This is a genomic window from Brevibacterium sp. FAM 24630 (genome assembly GCF_049804075.1).
Lineage (GTDB): Bacteria > Actinomycetota > Actinomycetes > Actinomycetales > Brevibacteriaceae > Brevibacterium.
The window spans coordinates 111,916-132,056 of the sequence record NZ_JBNBZD010000009.1; the positions used below are offsets into that span (position 1 = coordinate 111,916).

At 66.3% G+C, this 20,141-nt stretch carries 18 protein-coding genes; 6 read left to right on the plus strand and 12 right to left on the minus strand.

All coding sequences use genetic code 11. The features are described 5' to 3' along the window. Nucleotides 1-176 precede the first annotated feature (176 nt). The 4 genes from ACPUD7_RS09000 to ACPUD7_RS09015 form a co-directional block, all read right to left on the minus strand. Nucleotides 177-1,259, minus strand: a complete 1,083-nt coding sequence (locus tag ACPUD7_RS09000) for a phosphotransferase family protein (RefSeq protein WP_425119701.1) — start codon at nucleotides 1,257-1,259, stop codon at nucleotides 177-179. Next, nucleotides 1,256-2,518, minus strand: a complete 1,263-nt coding sequence (locus ACPUD7_RS09005) for an acyl-CoA dehydrogenase family protein (RefSeq protein WP_425119702.1) — start codon at nucleotides 2,516-2,518, stop codon at nucleotides 1,256-1,258. Before ACPUD7_RS09005 ends, ACPUD7_RS09000 begins: the two co-directional genes overlap by 4 nt. Further along, nucleotides 2,515-3,294, minus strand: coding sequence for an SDR family oxidoreductase (locus tag ACPUD7_RS09010; RefSeq protein ID WP_425119703.1), 780 nt, complete (start codon nucleotides 3,292-3,294; stop codon nucleotides 2,515-2,517). The genes ACPUD7_RS09005 and ACPUD7_RS09010 overlap by 4 nt, the downstream gene beginning before the upstream one ends. Before the next feature lie 109 nt (nucleotides 3,295-3,403). Then, the gene (locus ACPUD7_RS09015) at nucleotides 3,404-5,137 is read right to left on the minus strand and encodes a class I adenylate-forming enzyme family protein (protein ID WP_425119704.1); all 1,734 of its coding nucleotides are present in this window, start codon (nucleotides 5,135-5,137) and stop codon (nucleotides 3,404-3,406) included. Nucleotides 5,138-5,487: 350 nt separating this feature from the next. On the opposite strand from ACPUD7_RS09015, the gene ACPUD7_RS09020 reads away from it, so the two are divergent. Beyond that, nucleotides 5,488-6,102 (plus strand): TetR/AcrR family transcriptional regulator, encoded by a 615-nt coding sequence (locus ACPUD7_RS09020; protein WP_425119705.1) that lies wholly within the window; start codon nucleotides 5,488-5,490, stop codon nucleotides 6,100-6,102. Nucleotides 6,103-6,381: 279 nt separating this feature from the next. Here ACPUD7_RS09020 and ACPUD7_RS09025 read toward each other — a convergent pair whose 3' ends face one another. Next, the gene (locus ACPUD7_RS09025; RefSeq protein WP_425119706.1) at nucleotides 6,382-7,176 is read right to left on the minus strand and encodes an SDR family oxidoreductase; all 795 of its coding nucleotides are present in this window, start codon (nucleotides 7,174-7,176) and stop codon (nucleotides 6,382-6,384) included. Between the two features lie 172 nt (nucleotides 7,177-7,348). Between ACPUD7_RS09025 and ACPUD7_RS09030 the strand changes: the two genes are divergently transcribed. Then, nucleotides 7,349-7,501: a hypothetical protein gene (locus ACPUD7_RS09030; RefSeq protein ID WP_425119707.1), complete on the plus strand. Its 153-nt coding sequence runs from the start codon at nucleotides 7,349-7,351 to the stop codon at nucleotides 7,499-7,501. Between the two features lie 22 nt (nucleotides 7,502-7,523). On the opposite strand, the gene ACPUD7_RS09035 is transcribed toward ACPUD7_RS09030, so the two are convergent. Continuing rightward, complete coding sequence (locus ACPUD7_RS09035; RefSeq protein WP_425119708.1) at nucleotides 7,524-8,267, minus strand: alpha/beta fold hydrolase; 744 nt, start codon at nucleotides 8,265-8,267, stop codon at nucleotides 7,524-7,526. 417 nt (nucleotides 8,268-8,684) lie between these two features. Here ACPUD7_RS09035 and ACPUD7_RS09040 point away from each other — a divergent pair, with 417 nt between their 5' ends. The 3 genes from ACPUD7_RS09040 to fabG all read left to right on the plus strand — a co-directional run bounded on the left by ACPUD7_RS09040 (nucleotide 8,685) and on the right by fabG (nucleotide 11,993). Further along, nucleotides 8,685-9,911, plus strand: coding sequence for a CaiB/BaiF CoA transferase family protein (locus ACPUD7_RS09040; RefSeq protein WP_425119709.1), 1,227 nt, complete (start codon nucleotides 8,685-8,687; stop codon nucleotides 9,909-9,911). Nucleotides 9,912-9,986: 75 nt separating this feature from the next. Continuing rightward, nucleotides 9,987-11,150, plus strand: a complete 1,164-nt coding sequence (locus tag ACPUD7_RS09045) for an acyl-CoA dehydrogenase family protein (RefSeq protein WP_425119710.1) — start codon at nucleotides 9,987-9,989, stop codon at nucleotides 11,148-11,150. A gap of 30 nt (nucleotides 11,151-11,180) precedes the next feature. Further along, nucleotides 11,181-11,993 (plus strand): 3-oxoacyl-ACP reductase FabG, encoded by an 813-nt coding sequence (gene fabG, locus ACPUD7_RS09050; protein WP_425119711.1) that lies wholly within the window; start codon nucleotides 11,181-11,183, stop codon nucleotides 11,991-11,993. Between the two features lie 58 nt (nucleotides 11,994-12,051). Here the strand turns inward: fabG and ACPUD7_RS09055 are convergent, their stop codons facing one another. Further along, nucleotides 12,052-13,365, minus strand: coding sequence for an acyltransferase family protein (locus ACPUD7_RS09055; protein ID WP_425119712.1), 1,314 nt, complete (start codon nucleotides 13,363-13,365; stop codon nucleotides 12,052-12,054). A 105-nt stretch (nucleotides 13,366-13,470) separates the two neighbouring features. Then, nucleotides 13,471-15,435, minus strand: coding sequence for an amidohydrolase (locus ACPUD7_RS09060; RefSeq protein ID WP_425119713.1), 1,965 nt, complete (start codon nucleotides 15,433-15,435; stop codon nucleotides 13,471-13,473). Between the two features lie 69 nt (nucleotides 15,436-15,504). On the opposite strand from ACPUD7_RS09060, the gene ACPUD7_RS09065 reads away from it, so the two are divergent. Beyond that, nucleotides 15,505-15,984 (plus strand): hypothetical protein, encoded by a 480-nt coding sequence (locus tag ACPUD7_RS09065; RefSeq protein WP_135540696.1) that lies wholly within the window; start codon nucleotides 15,505-15,507, stop codon nucleotides 15,982-15,984. Between the two features lie 123 nt (nucleotides 15,985-16,107). On the opposite strand, the gene ACPUD7_RS09070 is transcribed toward ACPUD7_RS09065, so the two are convergent. Genes ACPUD7_RS09070 through ACPUD7_RS09085 form a run of 4 tightly spaced genes read right to left on the minus strand, consistent with a single transcriptional unit; the run spans nucleotide 16,108 to nucleotide 20,025 of the window. Next, nucleotides 16,108-16,863 (minus strand): ABC transporter ATP-binding protein, encoded by a 756-nt coding sequence (locus ACPUD7_RS09070; protein WP_135540694.1) that lies wholly within the window; start codon nucleotides 16,861-16,863, stop codon nucleotides 16,108-16,110. Next, entirely contained in the window at nucleotides 16,860-17,963 is a 1,104-nt protein-coding gene (locus ACPUD7_RS09075; protein WP_135540790.1) for an iron chelate uptake ABC transporter family permease subunit, read from the minus strand. Before ACPUD7_RS09075 ends, ACPUD7_RS09070 begins: the two co-directional genes overlap by 4 nt. A gap of 38 nt (nucleotides 17,964-18,001) precedes the next feature. Next, on the minus strand, nucleotides 18,002-19,036 hold the full coding sequence (locus ACPUD7_RS09080) for an ABC transporter permease (protein ID WP_135540789.1): 1,035 nt from the start codon (nucleotides 19,034-19,036) through the stop codon (nucleotides 18,002-18,004). After that, nucleotides 19,036-20,025: a siderophore ABC transporter substrate-binding protein gene (locus tag ACPUD7_RS09085; protein ID WP_135540692.1), complete on the minus strand. Its 990-nt coding sequence runs from the start codon at nucleotides 20,023-20,025 to the stop codon at nucleotides 19,036-19,038. The genes ACPUD7_RS09080 and ACPUD7_RS09085 overlap by 1 nt, the downstream gene beginning before the upstream one ends. Nucleotides 20,026-20,141: the final 116 nt, after the last annotated feature.

Below are 20,141 nucleotides of genomic sequence, written 5' to 3' on the forward strand. Positions count from 1 at the left end.
AACACCGCGTAGGCGCTCCATTCGTACCATTCGAGGACGTTGCCGATGGTGCTTGCGACGACGGATCGCCGCTTGAGCTGCAGAGGCACCTTTGTCTCTGCGGTCGTGACGGTCATGGCTTCCTTTCCACTGCTTCTTCGGGGTGGTAGTTCTGAACTGCTCTGATCTGCTCTTTTCTAAGCGATGGCGCCTGCGATGGCGTCGGCCGCCTCGATGAGTTCGGGCACTCCGGTCTCCAACGCCCCGGTGAATCCGCCGGCCGCTGGCGCCTCCCCAGCCAGCCATCGGGTGTAGATCGCTTCGCTGAAGATCGCCGCCTTCCACAGGGCGAAGGCTTCATACCAGGGCAGCACGGACAGGTCGAGCCCGGTCTTCTCCGCATACCGGGCGGCGAGTTCGGCCCGGCTGAGGAACCCCGCTTCCGCGGTCACGGGGGTCAGGTCCATGACCGTGCGAGTGTGCTCGCGATCCGTATACGTAGCCAGGAAGTATCCGAGATCGGCGAGCGGATCACCCAGAGTCGACATCTCCCAATCGAGGATCGCCGCCACCTTCACCGGCGAGGATGACGCGATCATGGCGTTCCCGGCCCGATAGTCGCCGTGGACGACCGCATGTGCCTGAGTGACCGGAATGTTCGCAGCCAACCACTCGCCGAGGCGGCTCACCTGCGGCAGGGAACGCTGAGTGTTCTTCTCCCACAGGGCAGAGAACAGCTTCACCTGACGCTGCAGGTAGCCGTCGGGGCGGCCGAGCGCGGCCACTTCGGGAACGGTGACGTCGACGGAGTGGAGATCGACGAGGCGGTCGATGAGGGCTTCGCTCAGCGCTTGCCGGTCGGCCGTCTCGGCGAGGAAGTCGGGCAGGGTGTCGGTGACGACGGTGCCCGGCACGAAATCCATGACGTAGAACGGCACGCCGAGGACCGATTCGTCCTCGCACACGTGGTGGATCGTCGGCACCGCCACGCCCTGGCCGCGCAGCACCTGCTGGATCTTCGCCTCTCGGACCATGTCATGGGTTGATTTCGGAATCGGCGGCCTGGGTCCACGTCTCAGCACCACGTCGATGTCATCGCGGCGGATCCGGAAGGTGACATTCGACTGGCCTTCGCCGATGCGGTCCCAGCGGACGGGGCCGGTCCCGATGCCGTGGGCGTCGAGGTAGTCGGTGAGGACGTCGACGATGAGCAGCGGAGGAGCCGACAGTGCGCGTGCCTCGGCGACGGTGGCGACGACGTCGATGAGCTTCTCGGTCATCGGGCCTCCTCTACGATGTCGAGGCGCGGCGCTCCGGCTGCGACCTGCCGACGGCGCTTCGACGAGGCGCGGCGGGAGATCGCGAACTTATGCGTCTCCGTCGCTCCGTCGTAGATGCGGAACGGGCGGACGTCATTGAGGTACTGGATGAGCGGCAGCCGGTCGGAGACCCCGTCACCGCCGGTGAGCTGGATGGCACGGTCGATGACGCGGTAGACGGCCTCTGAACAGTAGACCTTCGCGATGGAGGACCGGGAGTTCGCTTCCTTCGCGTCCGTGTCGAGTACCTCGGCGGTCTTCGTGATCATCGCATCGGAGGTCTCGATGTCGATGACCGACTGTGCGATGAGCTCCTGCGCGAGCCCCTGACGGGCGAGGATGTCGCCGAAGGCTTCACGGTGCTCGGCCCGGTCGAGGGCGGTGTCGAGTGCGCGGCGGGCCAATCCCAACCAGCGCATGCAGTGGGTGAGCCGGGCCGGTGCGAGTCGCACCTGCGCGTAGGCGAATCCCTTGCCGGCTTCGCCGAGGATCGCCGAGGCGGGCACGCGCACCTCGTCGAAGTGGACGTAGGGGTGGCCGCCGGCGATCGTGCGGTCGACGGTATGGATCGGCTTACCGACCGTCACCCCGGGAGTGTCCCGATCGACGAGGAACATCGTAGCCGCCTGGCCCTTCTTCGCCTGCGCGGCACCGGAGCCGTCGGTCGCGGAGCCGTCGGCATCCTCGGGGTCGGTGGCGGCCATGACGATGAAGAAGCTGCACAGCTCGGCCCCGGAGATGAACCGCTTGTCCCCGGTGATGACCCAGTCGTCGCCGTCTCTCACTGCGCGAGTAGTCAGTGCCGAGGGGTCGGAACCCGTGCCAGGGTGGGGTTCGGTCATCGCGAAGGAGGACCGCACATCGCCACCTGCCAGGGGTGCGAGGTAGCGTTCTTTCTGCTCCTGCGTGGCGATCTGGGCGAGCATGTGCATATTGCCTTCGTCGGGTGCCATGCAGCCCAGCACGGCGGGCCCGATCGGCGAGTATCCGGCTTCCTGGAAGATCGGAGACCAGAATTCGGTCGGCACTCCCTGGCCGCCCCATTCCGTGGGCACATGCGGGGCGAAGACACCGGCATCCTTCGCTTTGGCCTTGAGCTCAGCCAGGACCGCCTCGTCGAGGTAGTCGCCGGGGTAGGGCTCGGCCGGGATGACGACCTCGTGGATGAACGTGCGGGTGCGGGACCGCAGCTGCTCGACCTCTGCCGGGATCCGGCTCATGCTGTGCCTCCTGCTGTGATGAGTCCGCCATCGGCGGTGAGAATCTGGGCGGTGATCCAGTCGGCATCCGACGAAGCCAGGTAGGCTGCGGCGGCACCGATGTCCTCGGGCGCTCCGAGCCGGCCGACCGGGTACGCGGCGGCGACCTCAGCTTCCCTGCCTTCGTAGAGGGCGGTGGCGAAGCGGGTCTTGACGACGGCCGGGGCGATGCCGTTGACGCGGATATCGGGCCCGAGTTCGACGGCGAGGGTCTTGACCAGGTGGGCGACGGCGGCCTTCGAGACGCCGTACATACCGATGCCTTCGCTCGGGTTCTGTCCGGCGACAGAGGAGATGGACAGGATCCTGCCCTTGTTCTCCTTGAAGTGCAGTCCGTCGTGGCCGATCGCACCCTGGATCCAGGCGAGCGTTCCGAGCACGTTGACCTCAAGGATCTTGCGAGCCGCGTCGAGCTCGATTTCGGCGGTGTCCCCATAGACGGGGTTGATGCCGACATTCGTGACGAGCACGTCGAGGCGACCGAACTTCTCGGCGATCGTGTCGAAGACCTCGGCGCGGTGGGCCGCGTCATCGGATTTGCCGGCGATGCCCACGGCGGTGCCGGCGGGGAACTCAGCGACGGTCTCGGCCAGGGGCTCGGGCTTGCGGGCGGTGAGGACGACGGTCGCGCCTTCGGCCTGCAGACGCTGCGCGATGCCGAGGCCGATGCCGCGGCTGGCGCCGGTGACGAGGGCGACCTGGCCCTCGAAACGGCGTCCGGTCACTTGTTCGCTCATAGATTCTCCTGTGTTGCGGGTTGTCTGTCGGTGGTTGCCGCTCACGGCCGGTGGAGGTGGTTGCCTGTCAGTGACGGCGGGGCGGGCTGCCTCTGCGTCGGCACGGTTCTCAGTTCTGCGGGGCCGCCTCGGTGCCGGAATTGCGCAGCAGTCTGCGCTGGATCTTCCCTGTATGCGTCTTCGGCAGGTCGGACATGACGTGAACGATGCGCGGGTATTTGTAGGCGGCCAGGCGTTCCTTCGTGAACGCGATGAGCTCCTCGGGGGCGGCCTGCTGACCGGTGCGGAGCGAGACGTAGGCGACGACGGTTTCGCCGCGGTAGTCGTCAGGTTGGCCGACGACGGCGGCCTCGAGCACGGCCGGATGTTCGTAGAGGACGTCCTCGACTTCACGCGGCCACACCTTGTAGCCGGAGGCGTTGATCTGGTCCTTGATGCGGTCGACGAGGTAGATCCAGCCGGCGCCATCCATGACACCGACGTCGCCGGTGCGCAGCCAGCCATCATCGAAGGCCGCTTCGTTGGCTTCGGTTCGGCCGAGGTAGCCGGGCGCGACCTGCGGTCCGCGCAGCTCGAGTTCGCCGGCGGTGGTGTCGGTGATGACGGACCCGTCGGCGACGTCGACGATCCGCGCTTCCAGCCCCGGGAAAGGCACCCCGATGGCCAGGGTGTCGGTGGCAGGGTCGACGGGTGCCTCGGTGTTCGGTGGGACACCGATGACCGCCGAGGCGGTTTCTGTCATGCCGTAGATGTTGTGGATGTAAAGGCCGAATCGGTTCCGGAACCGCTCCACGGTGGCTGGGGGCACCGGGGCGCCGCCGGAGTAGAGGTAGCGGACGCTTCTGAGGTCGTCGGCGGTGGCGGTCTCGTGTTCGAGCAGAGCGTTGTAGACGGTGATCGACCCGATCGTCACGGTCACCTCGTCTTCACGCATGGCCGTGACGATCTTCTCCGCACTGACGCGGCCGATGAAGTCGAGCGTGATCGGGTGGATGAGTGAGGTCGCTGCACACGCCACGGCTCCGGTGATGTGGAAGAGCGGGGCGATCGCGAGCATGACGTCACCCTCGCCGAGGCTCATCCACGCCCCGTACGAACGTGCCACGGCGAGGATGTTGCGGTGGGTGGCGATCGCCCCCTTGGCCGGGCCGGTGGTCCCGGACGTATAGGTGAGCAGGCCGGCATCGTCGAGGCCGGGCAGCAGGTCAGCGCGGTGGGTCCCTGCGTCGGCGCGGTGGGCTGCGAGGACGTCGGACCACGCCTCGACGGTGATTCCGGGTTCGGGATCGGCCGCCTCGGCGCCGGTGGACGTTGCGGGGGTCGCGCTTGCATCGGTCGAGGTGACGGTGGTGTCGCCGGCGTATTCGTCATCGTTCGTCGTGAGCACCCAGGTCACGGAGCTGCCGGTCAGCGTTGTCCGGACCTGGTCGAGGTCGCCTTTGTCGCAGATGATCGCCGAGGCGGCCGAATCGTCGATGAGTGCGCGCAGTTCGCGGCCGCGGTACATCGGGTTGAGGACGAGGGGGATGACGCCGATCTTCCACGCCGCCAGCAGTGCCACGGCGAACTGCGGGACGTTCTGGAGGTAGATGCCGATGATCGACGACTTGTGCAGACCGCGGGCGAGGAATCCGCTGACCAGCGCTTCGGCTTCGCGATCGATGTCGGAAGTCGTGAAGGTTCGACCGCGGTAGAGGACGGCACGCTGGTCGGGTGAAGCCGCGACACGGGCGCGCCACGCATGGGCTGCGGATTCGTCGTGGATCTCCGGGTCTTGGCCGACTCCGGCGGGATAGATTCGCGTCCACACATGTGCCGTGGAAGCGGTGTCTTCGACTGCCATCAGGTGTCCGTCCTTCGTACCTCGTCGTACTCGGGCAGGAGGTGCTCATTTAGCGTTTTAACCCGCCCGACCGATCGCTCGCTCGGTGTTGAATGTATCGTAGGTCACGAAACGTTTCGGGCGCAAGAGGCGACCGAGCGGGCATACACGTGGCGGACGGGGCAAGCGCATGGTCGACTAGGCGGGCGTGTGGTCGACCAGCTGGGCGCGAATCAGTCGCGACGATCAGGCGGAAGCCTGTGCGAGGATTGCGGGGCACCTATTCGGGGATCCCCTGGGCATCTCCCCGCTGATTTGCCCGTAGATTAGAGATGACTTCAGACGATGCAATTGATGAGCAAGGACGACTCGTGAGCGACACATCCGCGACCCACTGGCGTAACTACGACACACCGCTGCTGTCGCCGATCCTCGCCGCCGCACTCGAGCGATTCGTCACCGGAGGATTCCACGGGACGAGCATCCGACAGCTCGCCGGAGCCGCCGGCCTGTCGGTGCCCGGCCTCTATCATCACTTCGCGTCGAAGCATGCGATTCTCGCCGAGATCGACCGGCTGGCCATGGAGGACCTGTGGCAACGCAGCATCGCAGCCTTGGCCGATGGTCCGCAGACCCCGCTGGCGAGGTTCGACCGCCTCGTCGAATGCCTGCTGCTCTTCCACGCCCACCAGTCGGCTTTGGCGTTCATCGCCTTCAGCGAGATCCGCGCCCTTCAGGGTCAGCACCGGCAGGCACACATCGCCGCCCGTGACCGGCAGCAGAAGCTGCTCGACGAGGTGCTCGAAGAGTGCGTCGCCGACGGCACATTCACAACGGAGCACCCGCGCGATGCGTCTCGGGCGATCACGACGATCTGCACGGGCGTGTCTCAGTGGTATCGCCCCGACGGCGAACTCGACCCGGCGGGGGTGGCGAAACGCTACGGCGAGATCTGCGCGCATGCGGCCGGGCTGCCGGCCGAGTAACCGGACTGCCGGCGGAGAAACCGGACTGCCGGCCGAGTACGACGAAGCAAGAGCTTGACGAAGCAAGAGCTTGCGGACTCGCCGATGAATTGACCCTCGCAGCTGTCAGCCACAGAGAGAAATGGTCGCAATCGGATACATTTCAGCCCTTGAAAGTATCCGATTGCGACCACTGCTTGAGTCTTCAGTGCCTCCGCGACCCGGCAACGGCGGCCTCAGGCGCTGTCCGCGCCGTCAGACGCCCCGCCGTCGGAAGCCCCGCCGTCAGGCGCCCGTGTGTCAGGCGCTGCCGCCGGCGGTGATGACGCCACCGTCGGCGGTGAGCACCTGGGCGGTGATCCAGTCGGCATCGGCCGAGGCGAAGTAGGCCACGGCCGCGGCGATGTCCTCGGGCGTGCCGAGGCGCTTGACGGGATACGCCGAGGCAACTTCCTCCTCGCGTCCTTCGTAGAGGGCGGTGGCGAAGTTCGTCTTGACCACGGCCGGCGCCACGGCGTTGACGCGGATATCGGGCCCGAGCTCGACGGCCAGGGACCTCGTCAGATGGGAGACGGCGGCCTTGGAGATGCCGTAGAAGCTGATGCCTGGGCTCGGGCGCTCACCTGCGACCGAGGAGATGCTCACTATCCGGCCCTTGTTCTCGCGGAATCCCAGCTTCTCGTGGTGGACGGCTCCCTGGACCCATGCGAGGGTGCCGAGCACGTTGACATCGAGGATCTTGCGAGCGGCGTCGAGGTCGAGGTCGATGAGCGGACCGTAGACGGGGTTGATGCCGACGTTGGTGACGAGCACGTCGAGACGGCCGAACTTCTGGGCGATCGTGTCGAAGACCTCCGCTCGGTGCGCCGGGTCGTCGGATTTGCCGGCGATGCCGATCGCGGAGCCTTCAGGGAACTGCGCGACCGCCTCCTGCAGCGCCTCGGGCTTGCGGGCGGTGAGGACGACCGTGGCGCCTTCGTCGTTGAGACGCTGCGCGATGCCCAACCCGATTCCGCGGCTGGCTCCGGTGACGAGGGCGACCTGTCCCTCGAAGCGGCGGCCCGAGCGGGGCGAGGTTTCGGTGCGATCTGACATAGATGAACTCCAATGTTCCCGTAGACGACGAGCGGCCCTCGCAGTGAAGCGAGCGTTCGTTCAGTGACCTGGTCTCATCGTATGCAGGTCTGCGACCGAAGACAAGGAGAACCTGGCGCATGCTCGAACGGGCCCGGCGCCGACCGCGGGGACAATGGAGGAGTGAACCATCTTGAGCATCACCTCGGATTCCGCTCCCGGGCATCCGCTGCTCCGAGCCTTCTCCCCGCTTTCGGTCGCGGCGCAGCGGATGATGGCCGCACGGTACGCCGAGGGGATGAAGCAGCTGCTCTCCTCGACCCTGGATCGTCACAGACGCAGCTGAACCCCGCACCGGGGCCCGCGGCTCAGACGCCGGTCCGCTGCAGAGTCCCGACGACACGGCGAACGGCCGCGACCACCTGGCTCGGCGCCTCCAAGTGCGGAGAATGCCCGCAGTCGTCGATCACTGTGACCGCAGCGTTCGGGAAGACGCGCTCCCACTCCTCGGCGTTGGCCGGAGTCCGCTTCTCATCGAGCCTGCCGTGCAGCACCTCGACCACCAGATCGCTCGACTGACCACTGGCGAGCAGGTCCAATTGCGCCTGACTGCGCAGGATCGAGGCCGCCGTAGCGGCTCCGGCGCGCCTGCTGAACTCGATCATGTCGTCGATCCAGCGCCGAGGCGCTCCCGGCGCCACGTTCTTGAGCGCGAAGCGCTCCCACACCTCGTCGGTCGGGCTCTCGCGCAGTGTCTGAAGGATCTGGCCCACAGCGCCGTGACCGATCATATTCGGACCCGAGTTGATGAGAACCAGCCCGGAGACCAGCTCAGGGTGGTTGAGTGCCGTGACCGCGGCGATGGTGCCGCCGGTCGAATGGCCGACGAGGATCGCCGGCCCTGTGCCGCCCCGGATCCTCTCTGCCACACAGTCTGCTGCACGAGGGATGTCGCAGTGGGGAACGTCGAGCATCCACTCGACGCCGTCGACGTCGAGCCCGTCGGCGCGAAGATCGGCATGGGCCCTCACAGCGTCGTATGACTTCGCCGACATCAGCGTCCCAGGCACCAGCAGAACTCGCTGTTCGGTCAGGCTCGGTTGTTCGTCCACACATTCATCATACGAATCACCTGCGAATTCCCCCTGGAGCTGGCCGCCCTGATTCGCGGTCGACCGCGCCCGAGGCGGTCGGAATCGGTCCACTCCCTGGGCCGCCGGGCTCCCGGGTCTGCCGTACCCCCTGACCAGACGGACTCTTGCCGGAGCCCGCTCAGACTCCCGAGCGACTCCTGACCAGCACACCGTCAATACTCTAATCAGCAGTAATGCATGTACATTATTACTGTTTGCGTTATACGATGAGGCCGAACACACGCCACAGACGTCGCAGAGCCACATATCAGTGCGGCCCCAGCGCCGCACCGGCGCCGCCCGGACACCGATCGCGGCCGGCTGCAACTCGGCGCCGCCCGAACGCCGATCGCGGCCGGTTCCGCCAGACCACGACAGACGGGAAGACATTCGCCGATGGAGCAGTCGACCACCGCCGCAGACGATCACCGCCGCTCCCCTGCCCACGACCCTGCCCACGACCGCCTCGAGGAGTTCCTCCCCCGCGACGGGTCCGGGCCGCTGTCGGGGCAGCTCGTCGTCGATTTCTCCCGCGTCCTCGCCGGCCCCTACTCGACGATGATGCTCGCCGACCTCGGGGCGACGGTCATCAAGGTGGAAGGGCCCAAGGGCGATGACACCCGACATTGGGCGCCGCCGGTGCGCGACGACGATGCCACCTATTACCTGTCGGTCAACCGCAACAAGTACGACATCGTCCTCGACTTCGCCGACGCCGAAGATCTCCAGGTCGCTCAGAAGCTGGCGGCCCGTGCCGACATCATCGTCGAGAATTTCAAACCGGGCGGTCTGAAGAAGTTCGCACTCGACTACGACGGCGTCACGGAGTCCAATCCGGACGTCATCTTCGCCTCGGTCACGGGGCTCGGCCCGCGGAATCCGCTTCCCGGCTACGATCTGCTCATGCAGGCACTGTCGGGTTTCATGTCGGTGACCGGCAGCCCCGAAGGATCGCCCTACCGCGCCGGAGTCGCTGTCTTCGACGTCATCACCGGACTGCACACCACGATTGGCGTCCTCGCCGCCGTCGCACACAAGACGCTGACCGGCGAGGGCCAGCTCGTCGAGACCAACCTCATGTCCTCGGCCATGTCCGGCCTGGTCAACCAGTCCGGCGCCTATGCCGCCGCGGGTGTCACTCCGACCCGGATGGGCAACGCCCACCCGAGCCTGTACCCGTATCAGCCGATGGCCGCGAAATCCGGTGAGCTCATCATCGCCGCGGCCAATGACGGCCAGTTCGCCATCCTCGCCGAGGTGGTCGGACGACCCGATTGGTGCGACGATGCGCGGTTCGCCACCGCGAAGAACCGCAACGCGAACCGGGACGCCCTCGAACCCGAGCTGCTCGAGGCCCTCCAAGCCCACACCGCACAGGAATGGTTCGACAAGCTCTCGGCCGCGGGCCTGCCCTGCGCCCCGATCAATACGATCGCCGAAGGCGTCGAACATGCGAAGAGTCTCGGTCTCGAACCTGTCGTGGAGACCGGCAGCGGCGAGCGCATCATCCCGACGGTGCGCAATCCGATCACCCTGTCGAAGTCCGAGGTCTCCTACGATCTCGCCCCACCCGAACTCGGTGCCGATTCCGACCGCATCCGCGACTGGCTCGACACCCTCTAGACCGCACCCCACCCGGCACACCAGCAGCTCCACACACCCGCACCGCAGCGACCACCGTTCGAAGGAGACACACTCATGGACACCACAGAACTCGATGACATCCTCGCCGCAGTTCGCGAATTCGTCCGCGAGAAGGTCGTTCCGCTCGAGACGCAGGTCGAGGACGAGGACGCGTTCCCCGAGGCGATCATCAGAGAATCCGCCGAGATGGGCCTCTTCGGCTGGGCTCTGCCCGAGGAGTACGGCGGCCTCGGACTCAACGCCGAACAGGATGCCCTCCTGGCCATGGAACTCGGCTACACGACGCCGTCGTTCCGGTCGCTGTTCGGCACGAACAACGGCATCGCCGGGCAGGTGCTCGTCAACTACGGCACCGACGCACAGAAGTCCGCATGGCTGCCCCGCCTGGCCTCCGGCGAGGTCGTCGCGTCCTTCGCGCTGACCGAATCCGAGGCCGGTTCCGATCCTTCGGGCCTGCGGACGAAGGCCGTGCGCGACGGCGACGACTACATCATCAACGGCTCCAAGCGCTTCATCACCAACGCCGAGGCCTCCGACGTGCTCATGGTCTTCGCCCGCACCGACCCGAACGCCACCGGGTCGAAGGGCATCTCCGTCTTCCTCGTGCCCACCACGGCAGAGGGTGTGACCGTCGGCCCGCACGACCACAAGATGGGTCAGGCGGGCGCCTGGACCTCGGAGATCTTCTTCGACGATGTCCGCGTGCCCGCTGCCAACCTCATCGGCGGTGAAGAGGAGAAGGGCTTCTACGCGGCCATGGCCTCACTGAACAAGGGCCGGCTGCACATCGCCGCGATCTGCGTGGGCCAGTCCATCCGCATCCTCGACGAATCCGTCCGCTTCGCCGCCGAGGCGAAACAGGGCGGGGAGCCCATCGCTCGCTTCCAGCTCGTCCAGGCGATGCTCGCCGATATCTACACCGACACCGCCGCAGCGAAGTCACTCGTGCTCTCGGCCGCACAGCGCTGGGACGAAGGCACCGATCGCAAGCTCGGCCCCTCCTCGGCGAAGCTCTTCGCCTCCGAAGCACTCGCCCGCATCGCCGACAAGGGCGTGCAGATCCAGGGCGGAATGGGCTACATGCGCGAATCCGCGGTCGAACGCTTCTACCGTCACGCCCGGCTGTTCCGCATCTACGAAGGCACCTCCGAAGTCCAGCGCGTCGTCGTCGCCCGGCAGCTGCTGGGCGGCGCGCACAAGCCCCAGTTCAACCTCTGATCGAGCCCGTCTCTGACGAAAGGAATCACCATGACCGAATCCACCACCGCAGCGAGCACCGGCATCACCGTCACCGAAACCGGCGGGGTCACCGCCGTTCCCGGCCTGCTGACCGGGAAGGTCGCCGTCGTCACCGGCGGCGGGCAGGGGCTCGGCCTGGCGATGGCCCGCAGCCTCGTCGACTCGGGCGCGAAGGTCGTCCTCGGCGATATGAATGAAGAGAACCTGCAGGCGGCCGTGACCGAACTCGGCGGTGAGGGCTCCGCGGCCGGGGTCGTGTGCAATGTGTCCGACCTCGATGCCGTCGAGAAACTCGCCGAGGCGGCCACCAGTATCTTCGGCGGCGTCGACATCTGGGTCAACAACGCCGGCATCACCCGCGACGCGACGATCCGGAAGATGACCGAGGCAGAGTTCGACGACGTCATCTCCGTCCACTTGCGCGGCACCTGGAACGGCCTCAAGGTCGCCACGGCGCTCATGCGCGAACAGGACCGCGGCGGGTCGATCATCAACGTGTCCTCGATCAGCGGCAAGGTCGGCAACCCCGGACAGTCGAACTATTCGGCGGCGAAGGCCGGAATCGTCGGCATGACGAAGGCCGTGTCGAAGGAGGTCGCGTTCAAGAACATCCGCATCAACGCGATCCAGCCCGGCTTCATCAACACCGCGATGACCGCGGCCATGCCCCAGCACGCCATCGATTCGAAGCTCGCCGACATTCCACTGGGGCGTGCCGGTGAACCCGAGGAGGTCGCCTCGGTGGTGCTGTTCCTGGCCTCGGGCCTGTCCAGCTACCTCACGGGCACGGTCACCGAGATCTCCGGCGGCCGCCACATCTGAGATTCGCCGAGGCGGGGCGACGTTCGGGCCCGCCTCGGCGAAGTCAGTCTCATTGTGCTCAGTCCTCGGCGGTCCGCCGGCCGGGCAGGCGGACGACGCCGAAGGCGAGCATGCCGACGATCGGCAGCAGCGGCCAGATCCAGGTCACACCGTGCCCGTCGACCATCCCGGTATCGGCCATGATCGCCAGGCCCGCGCAGATCGCGGCCGAAGCGGCGATCGGCATCCATGTCGGGGGTGCGGGACGGTCGTCGGGCTGCGGTGATTCGAAGCGACCGAAGATCGCCACGAGCACTCCGGTGATCGCCAGCAGCGCGATGGCCCACAGCGGCCGGGTCAGCCACCAGATCCCGGTCAGCGGTTCGGGCAGCACAGCGTCGGCGTCAAGGCCGATGAGGACATTGGCCAGTGCCGTGAGCGCGGTCAGGTGCCAGAGGAACCAGGTCATGATGCGCTGATTGACCATAACGGTGACGAACCACAGACCGGGGCTGCGCAGCAGTGCCGCCAGTGGGCGCCTCAGCATGAGGACGATGCCGGCCTGGGCCATGCCGAGGAAGGCCATGGTCACGCGGGTCGGCGAGGAATTCGAGATGGCATCGGTGCCTGCCGTGATCATCGACACCGGGTAGGGGCCGAATCCGACGAGGAGCCCGAGGCCGATCGCGCCGATGGCGAAGAGCGCCGCGCAGCGTTTGAGGCTGGTCAGGCGGTCGTCGAGCCAGGCGTAGCCGAACTGGTGGAAACTCGCCCACACGAGCAGGTAGTTCGGGTAGCCGGCGAGTGTGCTCTCGGTGGCGATGCTGATGACGTCGATGACTCCGGCGAGGCCGATGCCGACGATGATCGACCACCATCCCCATTTCTCCCACAGGATCAGGCAGGGTGGGGCGACGATGACGACGAGCAGGTACGCGGCGAGGAACCAGGTCGGCACCAACGCCATCTGGGAGGCCAGCTGCACGGCCCCGGGCTCGGCCCCGGCGGCCACGGCGATGACGCAGGTAGCCAACCACACGAGCAGCAGCGGGATGAGCGGCAGGCCGAGGCGGCGCAGGCGAGCTCGCAGCCATTCGGCATATCCGATGTTCCGCCGCCTCGCCGAGCGCCACGACAGAGCGTTGGAGTAGCCGCCGACGAGGAAGAAGATCGGCATCACCTGGAACACCCAGGTCAGCGGGTGCGTCCAACGGGCTTGATCGAGCAGACCATGCGGGTTGATGCCGCCGCCGACGCTGACGGCGATGATCGTCCAATGCCCGAGGACGACGACGGTGATCGCGGCCGCGCGGAGGAAGTCGACTTCGCGGCTGCGGGTATCCGGGGTGGCCTCATCGACCTTGAGAGCCTGAGCCAGAAACGAACGAGGCATGAGCGGGGATCCTTCACGGTCAGCGGCCGGGGCCGGTTTCGGCCTGGCCGAATCAGTGGCCCGGCCGGGCGGGGCCGGTTTCGGCGTGGGCGGCCGGGCCAGCGGTCAGGCTTCGTATTTGATCTCGCCGCCGACGACGGTGAGCGCGACACGGGTGTCGCGGATCGCCTCGGCGTGGGCGAACAGGGCTTCTTCGGAATCGTAGCCGAGGAGCCCGTCGGTTCCGTCGACCTCCGCCCGATCCGGTCGTGTCGATGTTCCCTGCACTGTCGCCTCGGCGCTCACCCCTTCGGCCGCACAGGAGTCGGCGTTGAACCCGTCGGCCCGGCAGGAGTCGGCGTTGAGCCCGTCGGCCGCGCACGGATCCGTGTCGACGACGATGAAATCGGCGTCCATGCCCGGTGCCAGATAGCCGCGCCGCGCTTCCAGACCGGCGGCGAACGCCGGCCCCTGCGTGTGCAGACGGATGGCCTCGGGGGCACTGAGCCGACGCGCGGGCTGAAAGCTCGTCGATGCGTCCCCTGAGATGTTCGCCCTGGTCATCGCCGCATAGATCGCGGCAAACGGGTTCGCCGGTTCGACCGGGCCGTCGGAGCCGAACACCACATGCGCACCCGCATCGAGCAGATCCGGCCAAGCATAGGCGGCCAGCTGCGCGGACTCGTCGACGAGGTGGAGCAGATGGAGATCGGAGATGCAGTGCCGTGGCTGCATCGAAGCGACCACCCCGTATTCGGCGAACCGGGCGACGTCGCCCGGTTGGATGAACTGGGCGTGTTCGACACGGTGGCGCATGGTCCGACCGAAACGCTCTTCGGCGGCACGGGTGGTCTCGCGCAGACGTTCGAAGACTCCGAGCACATGGTGATTCGCCTGGTCGCCGATAGCGTGGACGGCCACGGAGATTCCCGCCTCGGTGGCGATCCGAGCCTGGTCGAAGAGCTCGTCCTCGGTCATCTGTGCGATGCCGAAGTTCTCCGTGTCCCCGTCTGTTTCGGGGAAAGGTGAGGACATATGCGAAGTGTGCGAGCCGAGCGCCCCGTCGGAGAAGAGCTTGAGTCCGCCGCACTGCAGCCAGTCGTCACCGTCACCGGTGTGCCACCCGGTTTCGATCGCCCATGGCAGCTCAGGGCCGCGCAGGTACAGCGTCACCCGCATGTCCTGCCGGTCGGCTTCCCGCAGGTCGTTCCACCCCAGCGTCGCGGCGATGCCGTCGAAGTCGTGGATGCCGGTCAGGCCCTGGGACAGGAACAGCTTCTGTGTGACGGCCAGCCGTTCGACCTGTTCCTCGCGGCTGGGTTCGGGAATGAATCGGGCGACGAGATCGGTGGCATCCTCGCGCACCAGGCCGGTGAGTTGCCCTTCACCGTCGCGCACGAAACTGCCGCCCGACGGGTCCTGGGTCGTCGAGTCGATGCCGGCGATCTCGAGTGCGTGGGCGTTGACCCACAGGGTGTGCAGATCGAGTGACCACATGGCCACGGGGTGATCGGGCACCTCGGTGTCGAGGAGCGCCTTGTCGGGGTAGCTCGGGTCGTCCCATTTGTTGAGGTCCCAACCGGAGCCGACCACCCAGGAGCCCACCGGGAGGGAATCAGCGCGTTCACGGATGGCCGCGACCGCCTCGGCGAGGGATTTCGTCTGGGACAGGTCGAGGTCAGTCAGGGAATCGGCGTACATGATCGAGTGCATGTGCCCGTCGACGAATCCGGGGAGGATGACCTGCCCGCCGCAGTCGATCTCGTCGATTTCGAGGCCGGGGATGACCGTGGTCGCTCCGACCCCGCCCGCCGAGGCGAGCGCCGCCGTCGTCGACGATTCCGCGGCGGCGATGTCGAGGAGTTCGGCCCGGGTGCCGACGGCGACGATGGTCTCACCGTCGACGAGGATCGCATCGGGTGCGACGGATGGGCGGGTATCGTCGGAGTGGGCGGCATTATCCGGGTGGCCGGCGGTCGCGGGGTGAGTGGATTCGTCCGGGCGAGCGGCATCGTCCGGGTGGGGATCGGCACTGTCGGGGCGAGCGGCGGGCGCAAAGGTGCGCACAACGGCGTTGGAGAACAGACGCATGGGCACCAGTCTAAGTGCCGCCTCAGCTCCCCCACGAGCAGCCTTTCTACCGGGAGTAGAATGCTGGGCATGGCCAACTTCTTCAGCACTCAGGACACCCGGCTCGCGGCGGGAGCACGCATCCTTCTGCCGGCGGTGTGGCTCGGGCTCATCATCGGTATCTCGCTCATCGAGGCGCCGCTGAAGTTCACCGCCCCGGGGATCACGATTCCGCTGGGGCTGGGCATCGGGCGTCTGGTCTTCGGGGCGATGAACTGGGTGGAGCTCGTCATCGCGGTGATCCTGCTGTGGGCGATGCTGAAGACCGGTGTCGACCGTGTCTATCGAGCCCTGACCAGCGGTCTCATCGGCATCCTCATCATCAAGGTCATCGTCATCCGCCCCCTGCTCAATGAACGCACGAATGCCGTGCTCGCCGGCACCGACGACGGCGGATCGGCCCTGCACCTGTTCTACATCGCCGCCGACGGGCTCCTCATCATCGGCCTCGTCACCACGCTCGTCGTCGCCGTCCGTCGTTGGGTGACGGTGCGGCCCGCTGCAGGGTGACGTTCCGTCCCGTCGCCGTCCGACGCCGGGTGACACTCCGCCCCGCTGTGGATCGCCCCACCCAACCACCAGCCACCAGCCACCAGCCACCAGCCAGCTAACCGGCCAGACCGGCCGAACGTGTCAGTAGTAAACGGCCAGCGGCCCGCGCGGACCGTCGATGACTTCGACCGGGGTGTCGAACACCCCGGACAGCACCTCGGCGGTCATCATCTTCTCGGGAGTGCCGAACTCGACGACCTCGCCGTCCTTCACCGCGCAGATGTGGTCGGCGTAGTGACCGGCGAAGTTGATGTCGTGGAGGACGATGACGATGGTCCGGCCCATCTCGGCCGCGGCTCGGCGCAGGTGCTGCATCATCTGCACGGACCGCTTCATGTCGAGGTTGTTCAGCGGTTCGTCGAGCAGCACATAGTCGGTGTCCTGCGCCAACACCATCGCCACATAGGCCCGCTGCCGCTGCCCTCCGGAGAGCTCGTCGATGAACCGGTTCTCCAGTTCACCGAGCTCGAGAAAGTCGATGGCCTGGGAGATGATCTCCTCATCGGCGGTTGTCAGACGCCCCTGCGAATGCGGGAAGCGCCCGAACCCGACGAGCTGCCTGATCGTCAGACGGGTGATGAAGTGGTTCTCCTGACGCAGGATGGACACGATCTTCGCCAGGTCCTTCGACTTCGTCGAACTGACGTCGAAACCGGCCACCGAAATCGACCCCGAGTCCAAGCCCAGCAACCGGCCGATCATCGTCAGCAGCGTCGACTTTCCGGCGCCGTTGGGGCCGACCAGAGCGGTCACTCCTCCGGCCGGGATCTGCAGGTCGACGGGCCCGATCGAGACCTCGTCGCTGTAGGATTTGCGGACCGAGTCCAGCGTGATCACAGGCGCCCCTTTCGCAGGATGACAAGCAGGAAGGCGCCGCCGCCGACGATCTCGATGATGACCGACACGACCCCCTCGGCGTAGAAGATGTTCTTCATGACGAAATACGCTCCACCCAGGACGACGAACCCGATGAGGGCCGCCATCGGGAAGAGCCGCTTGTGGTCATAGGTGTCGGCGAACTGGTAGGCGAGCATCGCGACGAGGAATCCGAGGAAGACCATCGGGCCGATCATCGACACGGACACCGCCATGAGGATGGACACGAAGAAGAGCACTTTGAGCAGTTCGCCCTTGAAGTTCAGCCCCAGGTTGCTCGTCATATCCCGACCCAACGCGAGCACGTTCAACCGCGACGAGCTGAGGTAGAGGCCGAGGCACGCGAGCACGCACAGTGGGATCGACACCGGCAGGTAGCTCGAATCCGAGTTCGAGATCGATCCGAAGAGCCGTGCGGAGAGGATGTCGAATTCGCTCGGCGTCAGCGTCCGCTGCATGAATGTCGCGACCGAGCCCAGTCCCCCGCCGATGACGACGCCGATGAGCAGCATGAGTGCCACCGACGAGTGCCGACCGGACAGCAGCCACCCGTAGAGTGCCAGCGACAGCCCGACCATGAGCGCCAGTTGGACGACGAATGGGACGAGCCCCTTGAGTTCGACGATCGCGGTGACCCCGAAGAAGTACATCGCCGAGGTCTGGATCGCCACGTACAGGGACTCGAATCCCATGATCGAGGGCGTGATGATCCGGTTGTTCGTCACCGTTTGGAAGGCGACGGTCGCGAAGGACTGGCACAGTGCCACCATGACGATGACGACGAGGTTCGTCAGCCGCAGCTTCGCGATCAGCCAGAAGCCGGGGTCGTTGATGGGCATGGGATTGTCCCACGCCAGGATGCCGCCGGCGATACCCGCCGAGGCGAGCGCGAGGACGATGATCATCGTCCAATATCGGCGCACCGACCTGGCCGTCGGCAGCGGTCCGGACGCACGCTGAGCAGAGGCACCCTGAGCAGCGGCGGAACCTCGCCGAGGCGGCTCACCGTCCCGCACGTCCGCAGCGGCCCGGCCGGCCGCCTCGGCGTCGGTGTTCGTCATGGGGTCTGCGGGGATTTCGTCCTTTGCGCGCACGGCACTCACCCGACCTTCCGCTGACGCAGCAGCAGGGCGACGAACACGGCAGCGCCGACGACGCCGAGGATGAGGGAGACGGGGACTTCGAAGGGCATGACGATGATCCGACCGATGAGGTCGCAGACAGTGACGATGGCGATGCCCAGCAGGCACACCCACGGCAGATTCGAGCGCAGGTCGTCGCCGCGGACGAGTGAGACGATGTTGGGCACGATGAGTCCGAGGAACGGCAGGTTGCCGACGACGACGGTGACCACGCCTGTGGCGACGGCGACGAAGACGGTTCCCAGCAGCAGGATCTGGTTGTAGTTGAGGCCGACGTTCGTGGCGATCTCCTTGCCCAGGCCGGCCACGGTGAAGCGGTCGGCGAGGATGAAGATCGCGACGACGACGGCCGCGACGATCCACAGGGTCTCGTACTGGCCGCGCAGAATCGAGGTGAAGCTGCCTGCGAACCAGATGCCCAGGCTCTGCAGCATATCGGTCTGAACGGCGACGAAGGTCGACACGGCACCGACGACGGCGCCGAGCATGATGCCGACGATGGGCACGATGAGCGAGGATTTCAGTGACACTCGCCGGAGGAAGAGGAAGAACACGAGGGTGCCGACGAAGGCGGCGATGATCGCTCCGACCATCCGCGCGACGATCGAGGCATCGGGGTAGACGATGACGGTGAGCATGAGCCCGAGGCCCGCCCATTCGGTGGTGCCGGTCGTCGTCGGTTCGACGAAGCGGTTCTGGGTGAGCAGCTGCATGACCAGCCCGCACATCGCCATGGCCGCTCCGGCCAGGACGAGGGCGATGGTGCGCGGAATCCGCGTGATCTGGAACATCTGAGCACCGCCGTCACCGCCGAAGATGTCGTAGACACCGGTGAACAGCGAGACCGCGAGCAGGAGGGCGACCCCGAGGACGCCCAGCAGCAGCGGCCATCCGAAGAGGGGTCCCTTCGCCGAGGCGGCCCCACGTGGAGACTCATCCGGCCGGTTGCCTCGGGAGTCCTTCCGACGTCGGGCCGCCTCGGCGATGGTCATCACTTCTGGTCTTCGAGCTTCTCAGCGAAGTCGTTGAAGAACTCCGTGTAGGTCTGAATGCTCTCGTTGAGGTAGGTGTCCTCGGGGAAGTACACGATCTTCTCGTCCTTGATCGCGGGGACGTCCTTGAGCGCCTCGGAGTCCTCGAGCACCTCGGCGGCCGGGGCCGAGCCCTCATCGCGCTTCTCCGGCGCGAAGGAGGCATCACGGTCGAGGACGATCATGAGGTCGGGGTTCGACTTCGCGATCGCTTCGACGGAGACATCGTCGCCCTGATGGTCCTCGGTGCCGTCCTCGACCTCGAGGGCCGGGGCGAGGTCGAGGATGTCGAACACGGGCCCGACGGTGCGTCCGACCGAGGGAGCGGCATAGCCGATGTCACCGGCCGAGGTGATCAGCCCCATGGCCTTGTCATCACCGTCATAGGCGGACTTGGCGCGGTCGATGGAAGCGTCGAAATCATCGACGAGCTTCTTCGCTTCGTCCTGCTTGCCGAAGATCTCGCCGAGCACCGTGGTCTGACGGCGCAGCTCGTCGTCGAAGTCCTCGTCGTCGCGGGGATCGAGTTCGAGCACGACCGCCTCAGGGGCGAGCTTGGCCAGATCGTCGTGGAACTGGGCGAAGCGCTGGCCGTTGATGATGAGGTCGGGCTTGGCTTCGACGACCTTCTCGAGGTCGGGTTCGCGGTGGTTGCCGAGGTCGAGGATCGACTCGTCCTTCGTGTAGTCGAGGTCGTCGCTCATGAGGGACACGGCTCCGCCGCTGAGTTCGACGCCCCAGTCGCTGAGAGTTTGGAACGTGCGGTTGTCGGTGGCGACGACGGACTCCGGCGGGGAGTCAACGGTCTGTTTGCCGTTGTTGTCTTCGACCTCGATCGTGGTGTCAGCGCCGTCGGCCTGTGCCGAATCGGAATCAGAGGAGCCGCAGCCGGCCAGAGCAAGAGCGACAACGCCTGCCAGGGCGCTCAGTTGAAGGCGAGTCGAAACCATGGGGTCCTACTTCCTGGGATGAACGAATCAGAGAAACGTGTGCACACACTGAAAGTAAGCTTAGCCTATGCTTTGAAAATAAAGTCAAAGAAATATGACGTTATCTGCATCACACC

What these genes read in the sequence shown, in the direction of transcription:
- ACPUD7_RS09000 (WP_425119701.1), bottom strand. Translation starts at nt 1,259, where the DNA reads ATGACCGAGAAGCTCATCGACGTCGTCGCCACCGTCGCCGAGGCACGC.
- ACPUD7_RS09005 (WP_425119702.1), bottom strand. Translation starts at nt 2,518, where the DNA reads ATGAGCCGGATCCCGGCAGAGGTCGAGCAGCTGCGGTCCCGCACCCGC.
- ACPUD7_RS09010 (WP_425119703.1), bottom strand. Translation starts at nt 3,294, where the DNA reads ATGAGCGAACAAGTGACCGGACGCCGTTTCGAGGGCCAGGTCGCCCTC.
- ACPUD7_RS09015 (WP_425119704.1), bottom strand. Translation starts at nt 5,137, where the DNA reads ATGGCAGTCGAAGACACCGCTTCCACGGCACATGTGTGGACGCGAATC.
- ACPUD7_RS09025 (WP_425119706.1), bottom strand. Translation starts at nt 7,176, where the DNA reads ATGTCAGATCGCACCGAAACCTCGCCCCGCTCGGGCCGCCGCTTCGAG.
- ACPUD7_RS09040 (WP_425119709.1), top strand. Translation starts at nt 8,685, where the DNA reads ATGGAGCAGTCGACCACCGCCGCAGACGATCACCGCCGCTCCCCTGCC.
- ACPUD7_RS09045 (WP_425119710.1), top strand. Translation starts at nt 9,987, where the DNA reads ATGGACACCACAGAACTCGATGACATCCTCGCCGCAGTTCGCGAATTC.
- fabG (WP_425119711.1), top strand. Translation starts at nt 11,181, where the DNA reads ATGACCGAATCCACCACCGCAGCGAGCACCGGCATCACCGTCACCGAA.
- ACPUD7_RS09055 (WP_425119712.1), bottom strand. Translation starts at nt 13,365, where the DNA reads ATGCCTCGTTCGTTTCTGGCTCAGGCTCTCAAGGTCGATGAGGCCACC.
- ACPUD7_RS09060 (WP_425119713.1), bottom strand. Translation starts at nt 15,435, where the DNA reads ATGCGTCTGTTCTCCAACGCCGTTGTGCGCACCTTTGCGCCCGCCGCT.
- ACPUD7_RS09065 (WP_135540696.1), top strand. Translation starts at nt 15,505, where the DNA reads ATGGCCAACTTCTTCAGCACTCAGGACACCCGGCTCGCGGCGGGAGCA.
- ACPUD7_RS09075 (WP_135540790.1), bottom strand. Translation starts at nt 17,963, where the DNA reads ATGACGAACACCGACGCCGAGGCGGCCGGCCGGGCCGCTGCGGACGTG.
- ACPUD7_RS09080 (WP_135540789.1), bottom strand. Translation starts at nt 19,036, where the DNA reads ATGACCATCGCCGAGGCGGCCCGACGTCGGAAGGACTCCCGAGGCAAC.
- ACPUD7_RS09085 (WP_135540692.1), bottom strand. Translation starts at nt 20,025, where the DNA reads ATGGTTTCGACTCGCCTTCAACTGAGCGCCCTGGCAGGCGTTGTCGCT.